Here is a 15656-nt window from a genome sequence, read left to right as displayed (position 1 = left end):
TGGCGGATCGACCTGCCGCAGCCGCGCCGCATCGAATCCTCCGGCGTCGCCGACCTGTCCATCGAGATCACCGAAGAACTGCGTGGGGAGATCCGCCGCCATGGCCAGCACTGAGACGTTCCCCCAGAGCGACACCGAGGGCGTCAAGGCCGGACTTGACGCCCTGGAGACCGCCCAGGCCCAGCGTGCCCCGGTCTCCGAGGCGCTTCGCGCCAAGGTGCTGCCGCCGGTCCTCGGTGTCCTGCTGGTCCTCGCGCTCTGGCAGGGCGCGTACGGCCTGCACCTCACCACTCCCGACAAGCTGCCCAGCCCCACCGACGTCTGGCACGCGCTGACCGACCTGTGGTACCGGGGCACGCTGTTCTCGATCATCTGGACCAGCGTCTGGCGCGGCATCTCCGGCTTCCTCGCGGCCGTCGTCATCGGCACCCCGATCGGCCTGCTGGTCGCCCAGGTCAAGCCGATCCGCGCTGCCGTCGGCCCGGTCCTCTCCGGCCTTCAGTCGCTGCCCTCCGTCGCCTGGGTGCCCGCCGCCGTCATCTGGCTCGGCATCAACGACTCGATGATGTACGCGGTGATCCTGCTCGGCGCCGTCCCCTCCATCGCCAACGGGCTGGTGTCCGGCATCGACCAGGTCCCGCCGATCTTCCTGCAAGCCGGCCGCACCATCGGCGCCACCGGCCTCACCGGCGCCCGCCACGTCCTCCTCCCGGCCGCCCTTCCCGGCTACCTGGCCGGACTCAAGCAGGGCTGGGCCTTCTCCTGGCGCTCCCTGATGGCCGCCGAACTCGTCGCCTCCTCGCCCGACCTGGGCCTCGGCCTCGGCCGCTACCTGGAGAACCAGCGCGAGTCCTCCGACATGGCGGGCGTGCTGCTCGGCATCGTCCTGATCCTCGCCGTTGGCGTCGCCATCGACCTTCTCGGCTTCACCCCGATCGAGCGCCGTGTGCTGCGCAGCCGCGGCCTGCTCATCACCACCCGCTGAAGGTCTGGGAGCATGTTGAACGGTAAGTCGTCATCGCCCGGCCCCGACCTGCTCCCGCCTGTGCGAATCGAAGGGCGGGTTGATCCCCGCGTGATGCTGAGCGCGACGGAACCATCCCGAACGGGATCGCGTCCGGACGCTCAGCACGGCACACTTTCGCCGCTCCGCTTCCGGCTGACGCTGACGCGGGCCCGAACAGCGCAAACACCGATGGCCGACGAGGACCTCTGTCCTCGTCGGCCATCGGTGTTCGTGGCGGCTAGTAGGTGCCCCACTCCCGGTCGGTGGAGACGATCTCGCGGCCGAGCGGCATCAGTGAGATCGGGATCATCTTGAGGTTGGCCCACCCGAAGGGGATCCCGATGATCGACAGGAACAGCGGGATGCTGGTCAGCAGGTGTCCGATCGCCAACCACCAGCCGGCGAAGATCAGCCAGATCACATTGCCGACGCAGGACGCGGCCCCGGCGTCCCGGCGTTCTACGGTGGTCCGCCCGAACGGCCACAGTATGAAGCCGGCGATCCGAAACGAAGCAATGCCAAATGGGATGGTAATTACGAGCAGGCAGCAGATAATTCCGGCGAGCACGTAGGCAAGAGCCATCCAAATGCCGCAGAAAACCAACCAGATGACATTGAGGATGAACTTTATTGCACTCATGCTTGTTACCTTCTCACGGCTGATGGCGTTGCACTACGACGGTGCCATGCCCGCTGGCGAGCGTGTCTACGCCCTTAGGGGCTGTTCCTCAGGGATCGGTCCGGGTTGCAGCCTCGGATAGGGACTCTTTCGGCTTCGGCGCCCCGTCCGCCAAGGAGGGCCAGGTGCGCGGCGGCCGGCTTCGAGGGACTGTCGGGTATCGGCGCCCGCCCTACCACGTCCTCGACCTCCGGCAGGCCGCCCGCCGCACCCCCGACCGCGCCGACTACACCCGCGCCTTGGACCACATCCGCTCGGTGGTCCTCAGCCGGGGCGCCGCCTCGGCCGGCCTGGCGATGGCCCCCTGGACACCCGTCGGCGGCGGACCCGTGTACAACGAGGTTCATCCGGAGCGGACACGGAGCGGTACCGGGGATCGTCCTTCACCCGGGGGCATCCATCGTTCCCGGTGCCGGTCCGGGGTCCCGGCGGACTCCGGGATTCACCTGACCGCGCGGGATGGCCTGAGTAACATGCCCCTGTCGTAGTCGACTTGATTGGCTGTCGGGAGAACCTCGCATGTATCTGAGTGTGCCTTTCGAGAACGGCGAGAGCATGGTTGTGGAGCTGCCGGAGGGGCAGGGCTCCGGGGTCCTGCGCGCGACTCGTGGAGAGGCGCTGATCGAGTCCTCGACTGAAACCTTCGAGTCCGGTCTGGCCCGGGTGCGGCATGTCGCCGGGGTTCTGCTGGAGCGGCTGGCCGACTTGCCCAGGCGGCCCGACCACATCCGGGCGGAGTTCGGGATCAAGATCACGACGGAGGCGGGGCTCGTCGTCGCCAAGGCGGCCGGCGATGCACACTTCACCCTGGAACTGGAGTGGAGCCGCAGCGAGAGCGACGGATGAGCCAGCCGCCGGCCGGGCGGGACTCTCCGGCCTGGGAGCGCGGGATGGCGCGCGTCCTCGACGGCGGGCGCCCGGTGGGGGCCGCATTCCTGATCTCCGGCCGGCTCCTGCTCACCTGCTCGCACGTCGTCGCCGCCATCGCGGGCATTCCGGACGACCAGGCCCTCCCTCCGGACTTCCCCGTCACGCTCGACTTCCCCCTGCTCCCCGGCTGTCCCCAAGTGGAGGCCACCGTTCAGTTCAGCGTTCCGGTGGCCACCGACAACAGCGGCGACGTCGCCGTGCTGCGACTGGTCGACACGCCTCCGGCCGGCGCGGTCGCCCTGCGGGTCCTGGAGTCGGACCAGCTCGCCGGCCACCACTGGCGGGCGTTCGGGTTCCCAAGGTACTCGGGGCCAGGTGGCAGCAAGGATGCCGGGATCTGGACCCGAGGCACCATCGAGGGCCGCGAGGGCACCGGCTGGTGGCAGCTCACCTGCGACGAAAGCGCCGGGTTTCCGCTGGCCGGCGGCTTCAGCGGGGCACCCGTGTGGGATGAACAGTTCCACGGTGTGATCGGTGTCGTCGTAGCCGTCGAGGGAGACCAACGACGACGGACCGGCTACGCGCTGACAGTGGAGTCGCTGGCCCGTGAATGGCCGCAGTTGCGCTCCCACCTGCTGGCCGACAGCCCCTTCCGCGAACTTCTGCCGTTCACGGAGCAGGACCGGGCGGTGTTCCATGGACGAGGTCACGAGACACACCGCCTGCTCGAGCTTCTGGAGGAACAGCAGGTCCCCGTGCTGCCGGTGCTCGGAGCGTCCGGCGTCGGCAAGTCTTCCCTCGTCAGCGCCGGCCTCCTGGCACACCTCGGCAACACCACTCACCTGATCGCCCGTATCCCCCACGGGCTGCGGCTGACCGCCGAGGAGCTGCTCGCCTGGGCCCTGGCCTCCGCCGGTGATGCAGACACGAGCACACCGCACTGGAACGAACAGTGGAGCGCCCTGGCCCGCCAACTCGAGGACGAGCACGGGCTGCGCACCGCAGTCGAACAGGCCTTGGCCCGGCATCCCGGATCTTCCAAGCTCCTCCTCGTCGTCGACCAGTTCGAGACCCTGCTCGCGGACGCGCCGGAGACCGCGCGCAAGCTGGACACGATGCTGGGCGTCCTGACCGCCCGGCGCAGCGACGGAAGCAGGCCCGCCCAGGCCGTCGTCGTCGCCCGGATTGACTTTCTGTCCCAGATCGAGCAGCTTCCCGTCCTGCGTGCTGCCTGGGAGGCGACCCACGTCGTGGTGGCGCCGATGACACGGGACCAGCTGCACGCGGCCCTCACCCTCCCGTTGGAGGAGCACGCCGGCGTTCGCTACGCCGACGGCCTGGTCGAGCAGTTGCTGCGCGACACCCCGTCCGGTGCGGCGGCACTGCCGATGCTGGAGTACACCTTGAGTCAGCTGTGGCAACGGCAGGAGTACGGCGTACTCACCGCCGTCTCCTATCAGGAGCTCGGCGGGGTCGAAGGAGCACTGGTCAACAATGCGGAGCGGACCCTGTGGGAGTGGGCGGACGAGTCGGAGCGCGAGGCGCTGGAGAGGATCTTCATCCAGCTGGTCCGTCCTGGCGAACAGGTGGATGCCGGGGAGCGCGGCCCCGACACTCTCCGGGTCGCGGACCGAGCTCAGTTCTCCGAACACGACTGGTCGCTGATCCACCGCCTGGCCAGCACCCGACTGCTCGTGGTGACCCGCCGCCCGAACGGCCTGGATACCGTCGAACTCGCCCACCAGGCACTGATGGAAAGGTGGCCACGGCTACGCGGCTGGCTCGAGGACAACCGCCCCTTCCGCAGCTGGCAGGAGGATCTCCGGCGCACCATGCGGACCTGGCGGGAGCAAGGCCGGCCGCCGGGTCTGACTCTGGACCGACCCCGACTCAAGGAGGCTGAGCACTGGCTCGGCACCCGGGCGGACCAGATACCGGCCGAGGAAGCCGACTTCGTCCGGCACAGCGGGCTCCTGCGTGCTCATGAACGCCGCAGGCGCGCCCTCCGGTTCGCGGCCCTGTGCATGGCGCTGGTCGTGGCATCGGTCGCGGCTGTCGTGGCTGTCCGGCAGAGCCAGAACAGCAGCGCCCAGCAACGCGCCAACCTCGCGCGGAAACTCGTCAGCGAAGCCGCCGAGCTGGACGCTGCCCAGCCGGACCTGGCCAAGCAGCTACGGATCGCCGCCTTCCGGCTCGCCCCGACCAGGGACACCTACAACGCCCTCTCGGCGGCTCTGCCCCTGCCGGGGACAATCACCGCCCCCGAGGCCACTTCACTCAGCGCCGGCGGGGGACTGCTCGCCATCGCCGGGGGCAGGACGGCGCGCCTGTGGAGTTTCGCCGACCACGCGTTCCTGGCCGCTCCGGCTGTTGAGGGCACAAGCACAGCGGTCGCGCTCACCGCGGACGGGAGCCTGCTGGCGGTCGGGTCCGGGAACGGAACGATCGGGCTCTGGGACGTCACACACTCCGACCGGCCACAGCGGCTGGCCGAGGCAAACGGCCCGCCCGGGCCGGTCCGCGGCCTGGCGCTCTCCCAGGACGGCCGCACGCTGGCCGCCATCGGCTGGGACCTCAACGTGCGGGCCTGGCGACTCATCGACCGGGCCCGGCCCTGGCTCCTCCCCCTCCCCGACGCCGACACGGGACAGGCGTCGGGTGTGGCCGTCAGCCCGGACGGTCGTACGGTCGCCGCCGCGGACCTGGCGCGCGGCGTGCGGTTGTGGGACCTCGCCGATCCCCAACACCCCCTTGGACCGGTAGGCGCCCAGCCGTCGAAAACGGTGCGCGCCGTCGCCTTCGCCCCGGACGGCCGTTCCCTCGCGGCCGCCGGTGACGGCGGGACCGTCCACCTGTGGGACGTCAGCGACCCGCACGGCCTCACAGCGCCGAGGGTGCTCGACAAAAAGGGCGGGGCCGCGGCGGCCGTGGCCTTCAGCCCGAACGGCAGGACGCTCGCGGTGACGCAGGCGACTCCAGAGTTCAGCGACACCACGTTGTGGGACTTCACGACCCCCGGGCATCCGGTGGAACTACCCGCACTGGGAAGCGGCAGCGGTGCCCTGGCCTTCACCCCCGACGGCCGAACCCTGGCCACCTTGGGCCGGTCGGACCACCGGACTCTGTCCGCGGCGGACCGGGTCGAACTCTGGGACATCGGCGGCGGCGCGGTCCGATCCGCCCTGGCCACGGTCACCAATCCCGCGTGGCCGCAGCTGAAGCTGACGCCGGCGGCGGCGGTCTCCGAGGACGGCCGCCTCCTGGCGGCCGGCACACACGATGGCGCCTTCCTGTGGGACCTGAGCGATCCTCGTGAGCCGCGACCGGCCGCCCAGCTGGAGACGGCCCGCGGAAGCGGAACCGAGGTGAACGCGATGGTCACCGTCGCCCTGCACGGGCACATGCTGGCGATCGGCCGATCCAAGGCGGCCAAGGAGGGGGACGACGTGATCGCCACCGTGTCCCTATGGGACGTCGCCGATCCCCGGAATCCGTCCGCGATCAGTTCGACCGGACTTGGACGTACGACCTCCTGGTCGGTGGTCGAGGTGGCCTTCAGCCCGGACGGACGGATGCTCACTGCCGCCCTCAACTCCAATGAGCTGCGCCTGCTGGACGTGACCGATCCGGCCCACCCGGCCGTGCGAGGCGCCGTTCCCACCAACGGGCGCGGGACCCCGGTAACCAGCTTCGACGCGAGCAACACCGTACTCTCCGTCAGTGAGGGCGCCTCCCTGGACAATGCCGACGGCGACAGCCAACTCTGGGACATCGGCAACCCCGACCACCCGACCGCACTGCCCACGCTGACGGCACGGCTCGGCCGGGTCACCGCCACCGCGCTGTCCCCGCGGCAGCGGCTGCTCGCGGTCTCCGGCGCCGACGGCGTACTCACCCTGTGGGACATCCGGCAGCTCGGCGCGCCGAAGCGGCTCGGGACGGCCTCCGGCGCCACCGGCCCGCTCCGGTCCCTGCGATTCAGCCCGGACGGCACTGCGCTGGCAGGCATGGACGACGGAGGCGGAGTGCACCTGTGGGACGTCTCCAGCCCCGAGCACGCCACCGCTACCGCAGACTTCCTCCCCCTGGACCGCGACATCGACAACCAGGCCGTACTCACGGCACTGCGAGCCGACGGCGGCAGATTCCTCCTTGCCGCCGGATCCCCGGGGACGATCGCGGTCCGCGATACCGCCCCCGAGGCACTCCTCCAGCGGCTGTGTGCCGCGAGCGGAGTGCCATTGGACGCTTCCACCTGGAAGCAGTACCTCCCCGACATCGACCACCAGGATCCCTGTGGCCGTGCCAGATGACCCGGCCGTCACCCTTCCGTGACCATGTGAGGAGTCCCGCATGTACCCGCCCCGACGCCAACGGGCACGCCGACTGGCCGTCATGGCTCTGGTAGCCGCGACGGTCTCAACCCTGGCCACCGGGTGTTCCGACAGTCACCCCTCGGAGCAGCCATCCACCGTCGGCAACACCGCTTCGGACGGGCCGTCAGGCGTCTCGTCGCCCAGCCCGCACCCCGTCGACTCCTCTCTCTTCGCCGGAGAATGGAGCGGACACGGCCGCTATCTCAAGATTGCCCAGGACGGCTCCTTCGAGGCCGGCGGACGGACCTACTACAACTGCGCAGAGGGGAGCCGCACGCCCTGTGACACCTGGGCCGCCGACGGCAGAATCACCAGCGGTCTCCACGCCACAGGACGCCTCATCAGTGGCGAGGGGACGAACGCCACCGGCGAGGTCGCGGAGAGCAATGACCTGAAATGGCTCCCCAAGGGCCCTGTCACCGTGACCCTCAACCCTGCGATCGACAGCGTCTACTTCGGAGGCATCGTCTACTGCGGGCCGAAAGCCCCACCCGGAGTGTGCTGATTCTCTTCAGCGGTCGGGTCCAGGATCAACTGCATGGCCGCCAGGACCTGGGAACTGATCCTCGGACGAGAGGAAGCCGGCCAGGCGTCAACAACCGATCGTGGCCGTTCTCGCTTCCCTGGTCCTCCGGCTCCGCGCACCAACGAGGTCCTGGGCTCAGGAGTGCTGGGTCAGCCGGGGCCGTGGTGGCATCGTCCAGTGTGCTCGATTGGCTTGTTGCGCAGCGACGGCTTCGGCGTGCCCCCTGCTCATCGCGGTTCGGCGATGAGCAGGGGGCCGCGCGGGCGGACGGTGGCGGCGGTGGCGTTCTCCCTGACCGGGGTGGCCGTGGCCGGCCTGAGCCGTAGGCGGGCGAGGACGGCTGCGGCGACGACGAGCATCTCGGTCCAGGCGAAGGACTCGCCGACGCACTTGTGGTGGCCGGCGCCGAAGGGGATGAACAGCCTGGCCGGGGTGCGATCCGCAGGACGGCGCCAGCGGTCGGGGTCGAATCGCAAGGGGTCGGGGTGGAGCTGGGGGGAGCGGTGCAGTGCGGTCGGGCTGAAGAGGACCTCCGCCCCCGGAGGCAGGAGGATGCCGCCGTAGTGGAGCGGCGCCACCGTCCGGCGCATCAGGATCCAGTTGGGGGTGTGGAGCCGGAGGGTCTCGCTGATCGCGTGCCCCGTGCGTTCCAGGTGCGGCAGGTCGTCCGGGGACACGGCGCCGTCGGCGGCGACGGCGCGCACCTCCTCGCTCAGCTCGTCCTGAAGGTCCTGGTGCTGGGCGAGTTCGTGGAAGAGCCAGGCGAGGGTGGTGGCGGTCGTCTCGGTGCCGGCCAGGAGCAGCGAGACCGCTTCGTCCCGTACCTGGGCCGGTGCCATGGTGAGGCCGGTCTGTTCGTCGCGGGTGGTCAGCAGCAGGGAGAGCAGCGTGTCGTCCGGGCCCTGGTGTTGGCCGGTGGCCTGTGTGACGATCTCGTCCACGACGGTGCGCAGGTCCCGGACCGCTGTGTCGAAGCGCCGGTTGGCCGGCACGGGCAGCTTCTCCAGCAGCGGCGAGGGGTAGAGCGCCCGTTGGACGAATCCGGTGAGGACCACGGGCACGGCCCGGTCGATCCGGGCTTTCTGGGCGAGGTTCAGGCGGGTGGCGAACAGCGCCTCGGCCACGATGTCCCGGGCGAGTTCGTGCATGCGCGGCTCGATCGGTGCGGCCCGTCCGGGCTCCCAGCGGGACACCGCCGCCGCTGCCAGCCGCGAGGCCGACGTGGCGTACCGGCGGATGCTGTCGCGGTGGAAGGCCGGCTGGACCAGCCGCCGCTGGCGGAGGTGGAACGTGCCCTCGGAGACGAACAGACCGTTGCCCAGCACACCGCGGGCCTTGTCGAAGACGAAGCCCTTCTCGGTCTTCGCGGCGTCCTTGACGAGTAGCCGGTGGACGAGTTCGGGATCGGTGAGCACGTGAACCGGCCTGCGCCACAGGTGGATCCGCACCACCGGCCCGTGGTCGGCCAGCGACTGCAGGAAGGGCACGGGGCGGGTCAGCAGCGGGAGCAGGTGTCCGAGCAGGGGCAGTCGGCCCGGCGCACGCGGCGCGGCGTCGGCCTGGGGGGCATCCTGGCGCATCAGTGCCTCGCCGGAGGGGTCGGCACGTCGAACCGGGAGCTGTTGCAGGACCAGTCGATGTGCCCGCGCAGCCACAGCCCGAGGCTCCGGGCGTACGCGGAGGCCGCGTCACTGCCGCCCGCGTGGATGGTCCGGCTCAGCTCGACGAATGCGAGCATCTCGGCGTCGCGCATGGCGACGGCCGACTGCCGGGCCTCGGCCGGCGAGCAGCGGTGGTGGCGGGCCAGGACCTCGACCAGGTTGTGGTGGCCCTGGCCGCCCGCGGTCTCCTTGGCGTGGGAGTACAGGTCGTTGTCCCAGCTCACCAGGTTCGCCGTGAGGTCCCTGAGCCTGCGCAGCGACGGGCCGTCCGCCTCCTCGGCCGGGACTTCGTAGCCGGCCGCGACGTCGACCAGGGCGAGGCAGGTGTACGTCGCCCCGGCGTGCCTGCGCATCGCCACGTATTCGGACAGGCCCGGAACCGTGCCCGCCTCGCGGTTGGCGGCCTCCCACACCTGGGCGGAGAGGTAGTCGCGGACCGTGCACTCCCAGCGGAACAGCTGTGACGGCGAGGCCTGCGCGGCGATCCGGTCCCGGATCTCCCGCAGGGCCGGCGCATAGGCGCCGGCCGGTCCGGACACTTCGCCGCTGGGCGGCTCGGGGTCGATCACCCGGGCGAGCAGAGCGGTCGTGCGGGCCAACGGCCCGGGGCGGGATCCGCGTTCACGGTCCTCGCAGTACCCGTCGTCGAAGGCGAAGAGCCACACGTACCAGTCGGACAGCAGGCGCAGCATCTCGGCGGAGACCTCGGGGTTGGTCCGTGCGGCCAGGTGACCGCTGCGCTGGCGCCCGATCCGGTCCGACTGCCGCAGCTGTCCGTCCAGCAGCCGGTGGCGCGCCAGCCAGTCCAGGCTCTGCCGGTCGGCCTGTTCGGCGTGGGCGTTCGTCAGGGAGGGGAAGGGACACCACAATTCGCCCGAGGGGCTGCATGGTTGCCCGTTGCGGAGATCGGTCATTGTTCTGCCGGCCCTTCCTCTGGTCGGGGTCGCGGCCGGCTCTTCGTGCCTCGCGAGGATCGCGTGGGTCCGTCCGGCCTGCGGGGGAAGCCGAAACTAGTTCGGTTCGGGGCAGGGCTGTGGACTGCGCGCGCATCCGTAGTTGCCTCCCGGCGCACCGCCGGCCGCCTCGCAACGCTTCGCCTCGCGCCGCCCGGGTCTCCGGGCGGCTCGCTGGGCGGCGCGGGCCATGGACTTTCCAGTGGGGTCCGTCTTCTGACGGGTCGCCAGCGCAGTGCGTCGGGCACTCCCCGGTGGGCGCGACGTCGGGGTGCACGCCCAGTTCGGCGGGGCCGCGCCGCGCGGACTGCCGGGCGACCCGCGGCAGCCGGGGCCACCGCGATCGAAGCCCTTCTCTCCCGATTCCCGGTGACGACGTCCTCCGGGCGATTGACTTGCGGGATGGACGAGATGCTGGTGGGGCGTGAGCACGACACGGGGCGGTTCGCCGACTTCCTGGCCGACCTGCCCGGCGTGGGTGGCGTGCTGGTGCTGGTGGGGGAGCCGGGCGTCGGGAAGACCGCACTGCTGGCCGAGGTCTCCCGGACAGGGGAGGCCACCGGGTTGCAGGTGCTGCGGAGCGCGGGTGCGCCGTACAGAGTGCAGGTCGGCTACGGCGGGCTGCGGCAGTTGGTCACGTCGACGCCGGAGTGCCGGGCGGCAGCCGCGAGCTCCCCGGAGCTTGCCGCGGTTCTCGGACTGGAGCGGGGCGCGGCACCCGCTCAAGAGGACGTGACGCGGGCAGTGCTGAGCCTGGTGGCGTCGCTCGCGTCCACCAGGCCCACGCTGATGGTGCTGGACGACGCGCAGTGGCTGGACGGGGCGAGCGCCGTCGTCCTGGGCCAGGTGGCCCGTCGGCTCCCCGGGCCGGGGACGGGGATGGTCTGTGCGGTCCGGCCGGCGGAGGAGGGCTTCTTCGACTACGACGGACTCCCCCTGCACGAGCTGAGGCCACTGGGCGAGGCCGCGTCGGAGGAGTTGCTCGTCCGCCACTTCCCCGCCCTGGCACCGCGGGTGCGCCGACGCCTGATGGCCGAGGCCGAGGGCAACCCGCTGGCGCTGCTGGAACTCCCGACCACGCTCACGGACGCCCAGCAGGACGCCTCCCGGGCCCTTCCGGCCCGCCTTCCGCTGACCCAGCGCCTCCAGGCCGCGTTCGCCTCGCGGATCAGGGGTCTGCCGGCGGTCACCCGGCACCTGCTGCTCGTGGCCGCCCTGGAAGGCACCGGCAACCTCCTGGTCCTGCGCCGGGCGGTGGCCGGGCGCTGCGACCTCAAGCACCTGGCCCCGGCGGAGCGCGGTCAGCTCGTCCGCGTCGACGAGACGCGCAGCCGGCTGGAGTTCCGGCATCCTCTGGTGCGGTCGGCCGTCGTGGACCTGTCGACCGGCGACCAGCGGCGCCGGGTGCACCGTTGGCTCGCGCAGGCCTGGGAAGCGGTCCCCGAGCAGCGGGTCCGCCACCTCGCGCACGCCGCGGTCGCACCGGACGAGCGGATCGCGGCGCTCCTGGAGGAGTCCGCCGACGACGGGGCCCGCCGCGGTGACGGCCCGAACGCGGTGGCGGCCCTGGTCCGGGCGGCTGACCTGAGCCCGTCCGGAGCGGAGCGGGCCCGACGGCTCGCGAAGGCCGCGTACGTCGGCGCGAGCCTCACCGGCGACCTGCGCGAGGTGCCGACGCTGCTGGACACCGCGCGGCAGACCGCCCCGGACCCGGCCTCGCCCGCAGCGGCGGTGGCCACCGCGATGTACCTGCTCAACAGCTACGGCGACATCGATACCGCCCACCGCCTGCTGCACGGCGCGATCTCGCTCCAGCCCGAGCCGTACGACCTGATCGACGCCACGCTGAGCGAGGCGATGTCCACCCTGCTGATGGTCTGCGTCCACAGCGGCAGAGGCGAACTGTGGGCGGGGTTCGACCAGTTGCTGGCGCAATGCGTGAAAGTCCCCGACACGCTGCAGCTACTGCGCGCCACCTTCGCCGACCCGGCGCGCGCCCGCCCCGCGGACTGGGCCCGGCTGGACGCCGCGATCGACGCGTTACCCGGCACCGCCGACCCGGTCCGGATCGTGCGGATCGCCACCGCCGGAGCCTACGCGGACCGGCTCGGCGCCGTCGACGAGCAACTGCGGCACACCGCCCGCGGCGGCAGCACCGGGGAGAACGGCTTCACCGCCATCCAGGCGTCGTTCCTGTGGGGCAGCCACGCCTGGTTCACCGGACAGTGGCCCGAACTGCGCCGGGTGGTCGGCCGCGGACTCGACCTCTGCGACGAGTTGCAGTACCCGCTGCGCTCCTGGACGGGGAAGTACCTGCTCGCCTGCGTGTCCGCGGTCTGCGCCGACTTCACCGCGGCAGGCCGCCTCGTCGACCAGATGGACCAGTGGGCCGGATCCCGCCGCGGCCATGCCGTCCGCTGCTACGCCGCCCACGCCAGGACGCTGATCGCCCTGTCGAGGGGCGACTTCGAGACGGCCTACCGCCACGCCTGCGTGATCTCGCCGGCCGGATCGTTCGCGCCCTTCGCCGGACACGCCGTGTGGGCGGTGCTCGACCTGGTGGAGGCCGCCGTGCGCAGCGGTCGGCGCGACGAAGCCCTGGCCCACGTCGCCGCGGCCCGGGACGCCGGCCTGGCGGCGGTGTCGCCGAGACTGGACATGGTCGTGCACGCCTGCACCGCACTGGCGGCCGGCGACGACCGGGAGGCCACCGCAGCCTTCGGACGGGCGCTGGCGGTGGAAGGGGCCGAGCGATGGCCCTTCGACCTGGCCCGCGTCCACCTCTTCCACGGGGAGCGCCTGCGCCGGGCCAGGGCGTCGGCCCGGGCCCGGCACCACCTGGAGACCGCAGCCGACGCCTTCCGGCGGCTGGGCGCCGCCCCGTGGGCGGAGCGGGCGGCCCGGGAACTGCGCGCCACGGGCCGGCACCGACCGGCCGGCCCACAGGGCTCCGGCGTCGCGTTGACGCCCCAGCAACGGCACATCGCCCAGCTCGCCGCATCCGGCCTCACCAACCGCGAGATCGGCGAACAGCTGTTCCTCTCCCCGCGCACCGTCTCGACCCACCTCCACCAGCTCTTCCCCAAACTCGGGGTGACGTCCCGGGCGGCTCTGCGCGACGCACTGGACCGGCTGGAGGCACCGGGGCCGGACTACGTCGGATGACGGAAGCATCCGGCCGCAGAGCGCTCGTAGCGTTCGATGACGCCCCGTCACATACACGGCTCGGGCGAACATTCGACACAGACAGGAGAACCGATGAGCGAGCAGCAACGCCGCCAGAACATCGTCCTCGTCCACGGGGGCTTCGTGGACGGCTCCGGCTGGCAGGGCGTGCACGAGCGACTGACCGCAGCCGGCTTCCGGGTGAGCGTCGTCCAGAACCCGACGCTGTCGCTGGAAGGCGACGTCGTCGCCACCCACCAGGTCCTCGACGCCCTCGACGGGCCCGCCGTCCTGGTCGGCCACTCCTACGGCGGCGCCGTGATCACCGAGGCCGGCAACCATCCCAGGGTGGCTGCCCTCGTCTACATCGCGGCGTTCGCACCCGACAAGAGCGAGTCGGTCGCCACCCTGATCGCCGACCCGGCGCCCGGCGCGCCGGTGCCGCCGATCCTGCCGCCACGGGACGGCTTCCTCTTCCTGGACCGGGAGAAGTTCGCCGACTCCTTCGCCGCCGACGTCCCCGCCGGGACGGCCGCCTTCATGGCCGACTCCCAGGTCCCGTGGGGCCTCGACGCCCTCAACGGGGCCGTCTCCCAGCCCGCCTGGCGCACCAAGCCGGCCTCCTATCTGGTGGCGGCCGACGACCGCATGATCCCGCCGCCCGCCCAGCGCGCCATGGCCGAGCGGGCCGGGGCCCGCACCTCGGAGGTGACCGGCAGCCACGCCGTCTACGTGTCGCGGCCCGACGAGGTGGCCGACTTCATCCGGCAGGCCGCCGAGGGCTGACCCCGGGCCGCCCGGTCGGGCCCACCCCGCCAGGGTGCGAGCGGCACCGGAGCGCACGCCGCTCGCGCCTGTTCGGCCCGCGCACCCTGGTGACCACCACCACGACCACCGCCGACCCCGGGCTGCCCCAGCAGATCATGGACGTCACCACCGACCGCGGCGGCTTCCGGATCGAGCAGCCCAGCGGCCGCCTGCTCGCCGCCACCGCCACCGCGCCCCCGCTGCCGACTCGCCTGCCCTCACCCCGGAGCAGGTCGTCGCCGCCGGCACGGCCTTCGCCGACACCTGGTTCGCCGACCGGATCGCAGGCCTGACCCCGACCGTCACCCCCGTCAGTCCGAACAGCCCTTCCCGAACGCTCAGTTACCGCAGCGAGGGTGCGGCATCGGGGCGGCCGCCGGTGCGCGTCGACCTGACCGTGGCCGCCGACGGCCGCATCCTGACGGTCACGTCGTAGCCGACCGGAGGCTCACGCCGCGCGGGGGAGGTAGGCCAGGCCGTGGGCGCCCGGGGCGGCGAGCTTGGGGATGGTCAGACGGGAGACGCGGGTGAGGGTGTCCAGGTCGATGATGTCGACGGTGGAGGAGACGACGCCGGCGACGTAGGCGAGGGCGCCGTCCGGGGAGGAGGTGATGGTGAGGGGGAAGAGGCCCACCTCGACGGATCCGAGCCGGCGGTGGTCGTCGGACGCGAACGCGGTGAGACGGCCGGGAAGTTGGCGGCCCAGGGCGGAGCCGGGGTCGGGCGCCGACCGGACCTCGCCGACCAGGAGCCTGCCGGTCGAGGTGAGGTGGACCGGCAGGGCCGGGGACTCCGTGGGGAGGACGGTCGTGACGGCCGCGGTCGGGACGTCGATGACGCGGATGCCGGGGGCCGCGGCGGGCGAGGCGGAGGTGGAGAGGTACGGGCCGGCGGCGTAGACCCGGGTGCCGTCGGGGGAGACGGCCAGGCCCTCGCTGCCGGGAACCTCGACCTTGGCGGTCAGAACCCCCCGTTCGAGGTCCACGACCGAGACGAAGGGAGCCTCCTTGTTGGTGGCGAAGCCCGTCCGGCCGTCCGGGGTGACGGCGAACCAGTGCGGGCCGGGGGCGTCGGTGTCGATCCGGCCGAGCGGGCGGCGGGTCTCGGTGTCGATGACCGCGACGCCGCCGGGGCGGTCCTCGCCGCCCTCCACACTGACGTAGAGGCGCCGCCGGGCGGTGTCCAACGCCAGCCCGTGCGGGCCGTGTTCGGGGGCGAGGTCGATCACGTCGACGATGCGGCGGGTGTCGGCGTCGATGACGGTCAGCTCGGTGCGGCGGCCGCTGTTGGCGTGGTAGTAGCCCGAGTGGTAGGCGCTGCTGCACCAGAGCAGCCGCTGGGTCGGGTCGAAGCACAACTCGTGCGGCTCGGCGAGGACGTGGACGGTGTCGAGATGGCGGTCGGTGGCGGCGTCGAAGAACGAGACGGTCGGGCCGCTCTGACTGACGACGGCGAGGACGTCACCGGAACGGGAGGCACGGGAGAGCTGTGACATGAGGACTCCTCAGGGAGGGCTTCGCGGTCACCTCGACCTTCGTCGACGGCACCGGCGGCAGCAATGCAAGAATCGGCATCGCATAGTTGCCCGGAACGCAAAGACAGAGCTCAGGAGC

At 71.9% G+C, this 15656-nt stretch carries 11 protein-coding genes and 1 pseudogene; 8 read left to right on the top strand and 4 right to left on the bottom strand.

Features of this window, described 5'->3' with window-relative positions:
- Together AB0O11_RS35640 and AB0O11_RS35635 are read left to right on the top strand one after the other, a co-directional pair.
- Window positions 1–114, top strand: a pseudogene (locus AB0O11_RS35640) (ABC transporter ATP-binding protein); the annotation flags it as partial.
- On the top strand, window positions 101–985 hold the full coding sequence (locus AB0O11_RS35635; RefSeq protein WP_363395538.1) for an ABC transporter permease: 885 nt from the start codon (window positions 101–103) through the stop codon (window positions 983–985). The pseudogene AB0O11_RS35640 and the gene AB0O11_RS35635, both read left to right, overlap by 14 nt.
- Window positions 986–1244: 259 nt before the next feature.
- On the opposite strand, the gene AB0O11_RS35630 is transcribed toward AB0O11_RS35635, so the two are convergent.
- Complete coding sequence (locus tag AB0O11_RS35630) at window positions 1245–1646, bottom strand: YccF domain-containing protein (protein WP_363395535.1); 402 nt, start codon at window positions 1644–1646, stop codon at window positions 1245–1247.
- 558 nt (window positions 1647–2204) lie between these two features.
- Here AB0O11_RS35630 and AB0O11_RS35625 point away from each other — a divergent pair.
- From AB0O11_RS35625 to AB0O11_RS35615, 3 genes are all read left to right on the top strand, one after another.
- The gene (locus AB0O11_RS35625) at window positions 2205–2531 is read left to right on the top strand and encodes a CU044_2847 family protein (RefSeq protein ID WP_363395532.1); all 327 of its coding nucleotides are present in this window, start codon (window positions 2205–2207) and stop codon (window positions 2529–2531) included.
- Entirely contained in the window at window positions 2528–6868 is a 4341-nt protein-coding gene (locus AB0O11_RS35620) for a trypsin-like peptidase domain-containing protein (protein ID WP_363395529.1), read from the top strand. The genes AB0O11_RS35625 and AB0O11_RS35620 overlap by 4 nt, the downstream gene beginning before the upstream one ends.
- Before the next feature lie 82 nt (window positions 6869–6950).
- Window positions 6951–7436 carry a hypothetical protein gene (locus AB0O11_RS35615; RefSeq protein WP_363395526.1) on the top strand — a complete coding sequence of 162 codons (486 nt, stop codon included), beginning with the start codon at window positions 6951–6953 and terminating at the stop codon, window positions 7434–7436.
- Window positions 7437–7684: 248 nt separating this feature from the next.
- On the opposite strand, the gene AB0O11_RS35610 is transcribed toward AB0O11_RS35615, so the two are convergent.
- Window positions 7685–9037, bottom strand: coding sequence for a cytochrome P450 (locus tag AB0O11_RS35610; protein ID WP_363395523.1), 1353 nt, complete (start codon window positions 9035–9037; stop codon window positions 7685–7687).
- Window positions 9037–10032 (bottom strand): hypothetical protein, encoded by a 996-nt coding sequence (locus AB0O11_RS35605; RefSeq protein WP_363395520.1) that lies wholly within the window; start codon window positions 10030–10032, stop codon window positions 9037–9039. Before AB0O11_RS35605 ends, AB0O11_RS35610 begins: the two co-directional genes overlap by 1 nt.
- A gap of 441 nt (window positions 10033–10473) precedes the next feature.
- Here AB0O11_RS35605 and AB0O11_RS35600 point away from each other — a divergent pair, with 441 nt between their 5' ends.
- From AB0O11_RS35600 to AB0O11_RS35590, 3 genes are all read left to right on the top strand, one after another.
- The gene (locus AB0O11_RS35600) at window positions 10474–13236 is read left to right on the top strand and encodes an AAA family ATPase (RefSeq protein WP_363395517.1); all 2763 of its coding nucleotides are present in this window, start codon (window positions 10474–10476) and stop codon (window positions 13234–13236) included.
- Between the two features lie 93 nt (window positions 13237–13329).
- Window positions 13330–14022: an alpha/beta hydrolase gene (locus AB0O11_RS35595; RefSeq protein ID WP_363395514.1), complete on the top strand. Its 693-nt coding sequence runs from the start codon at window positions 13330–13332 to the stop codon at window positions 14020–14022.
- A gap of 89 nt (window positions 14023–14111) precedes the next feature.
- A complete protein-coding gene (locus AB0O11_RS35590; RefSeq protein WP_363395511.1) occupies window positions 14112–14336 on the top strand; it encodes a hypothetical protein in 225 nt (74 codons plus the stop codon).
- 155 nt (window positions 14337–14491) lie between these two features.
- On the opposite strand, the gene AB0O11_RS35585 is transcribed toward AB0O11_RS35590, so the two are convergent.
- Window positions 14492–15538, bottom strand: coding sequence for a YncE family protein (locus AB0O11_RS35585; protein WP_363395508.1), 1047 nt, complete (start codon window positions 15536–15538; stop codon window positions 14492–14494).
- Window positions 15539–15656: the final 118 nt, after the last annotated feature.

The sequence above is a fragment of the Kitasatospora sp. NPDC093102 genome (assembly GCF_040683915.1).
Classification (GTDB): Bacteria; Actinomycetota; Actinomycetes; order Streptomycetales; family Streptomycetaceae; genus Kitasatospora.
This window is presented reverse-complemented; position numbering and strand designations above follow the sequence as displayed.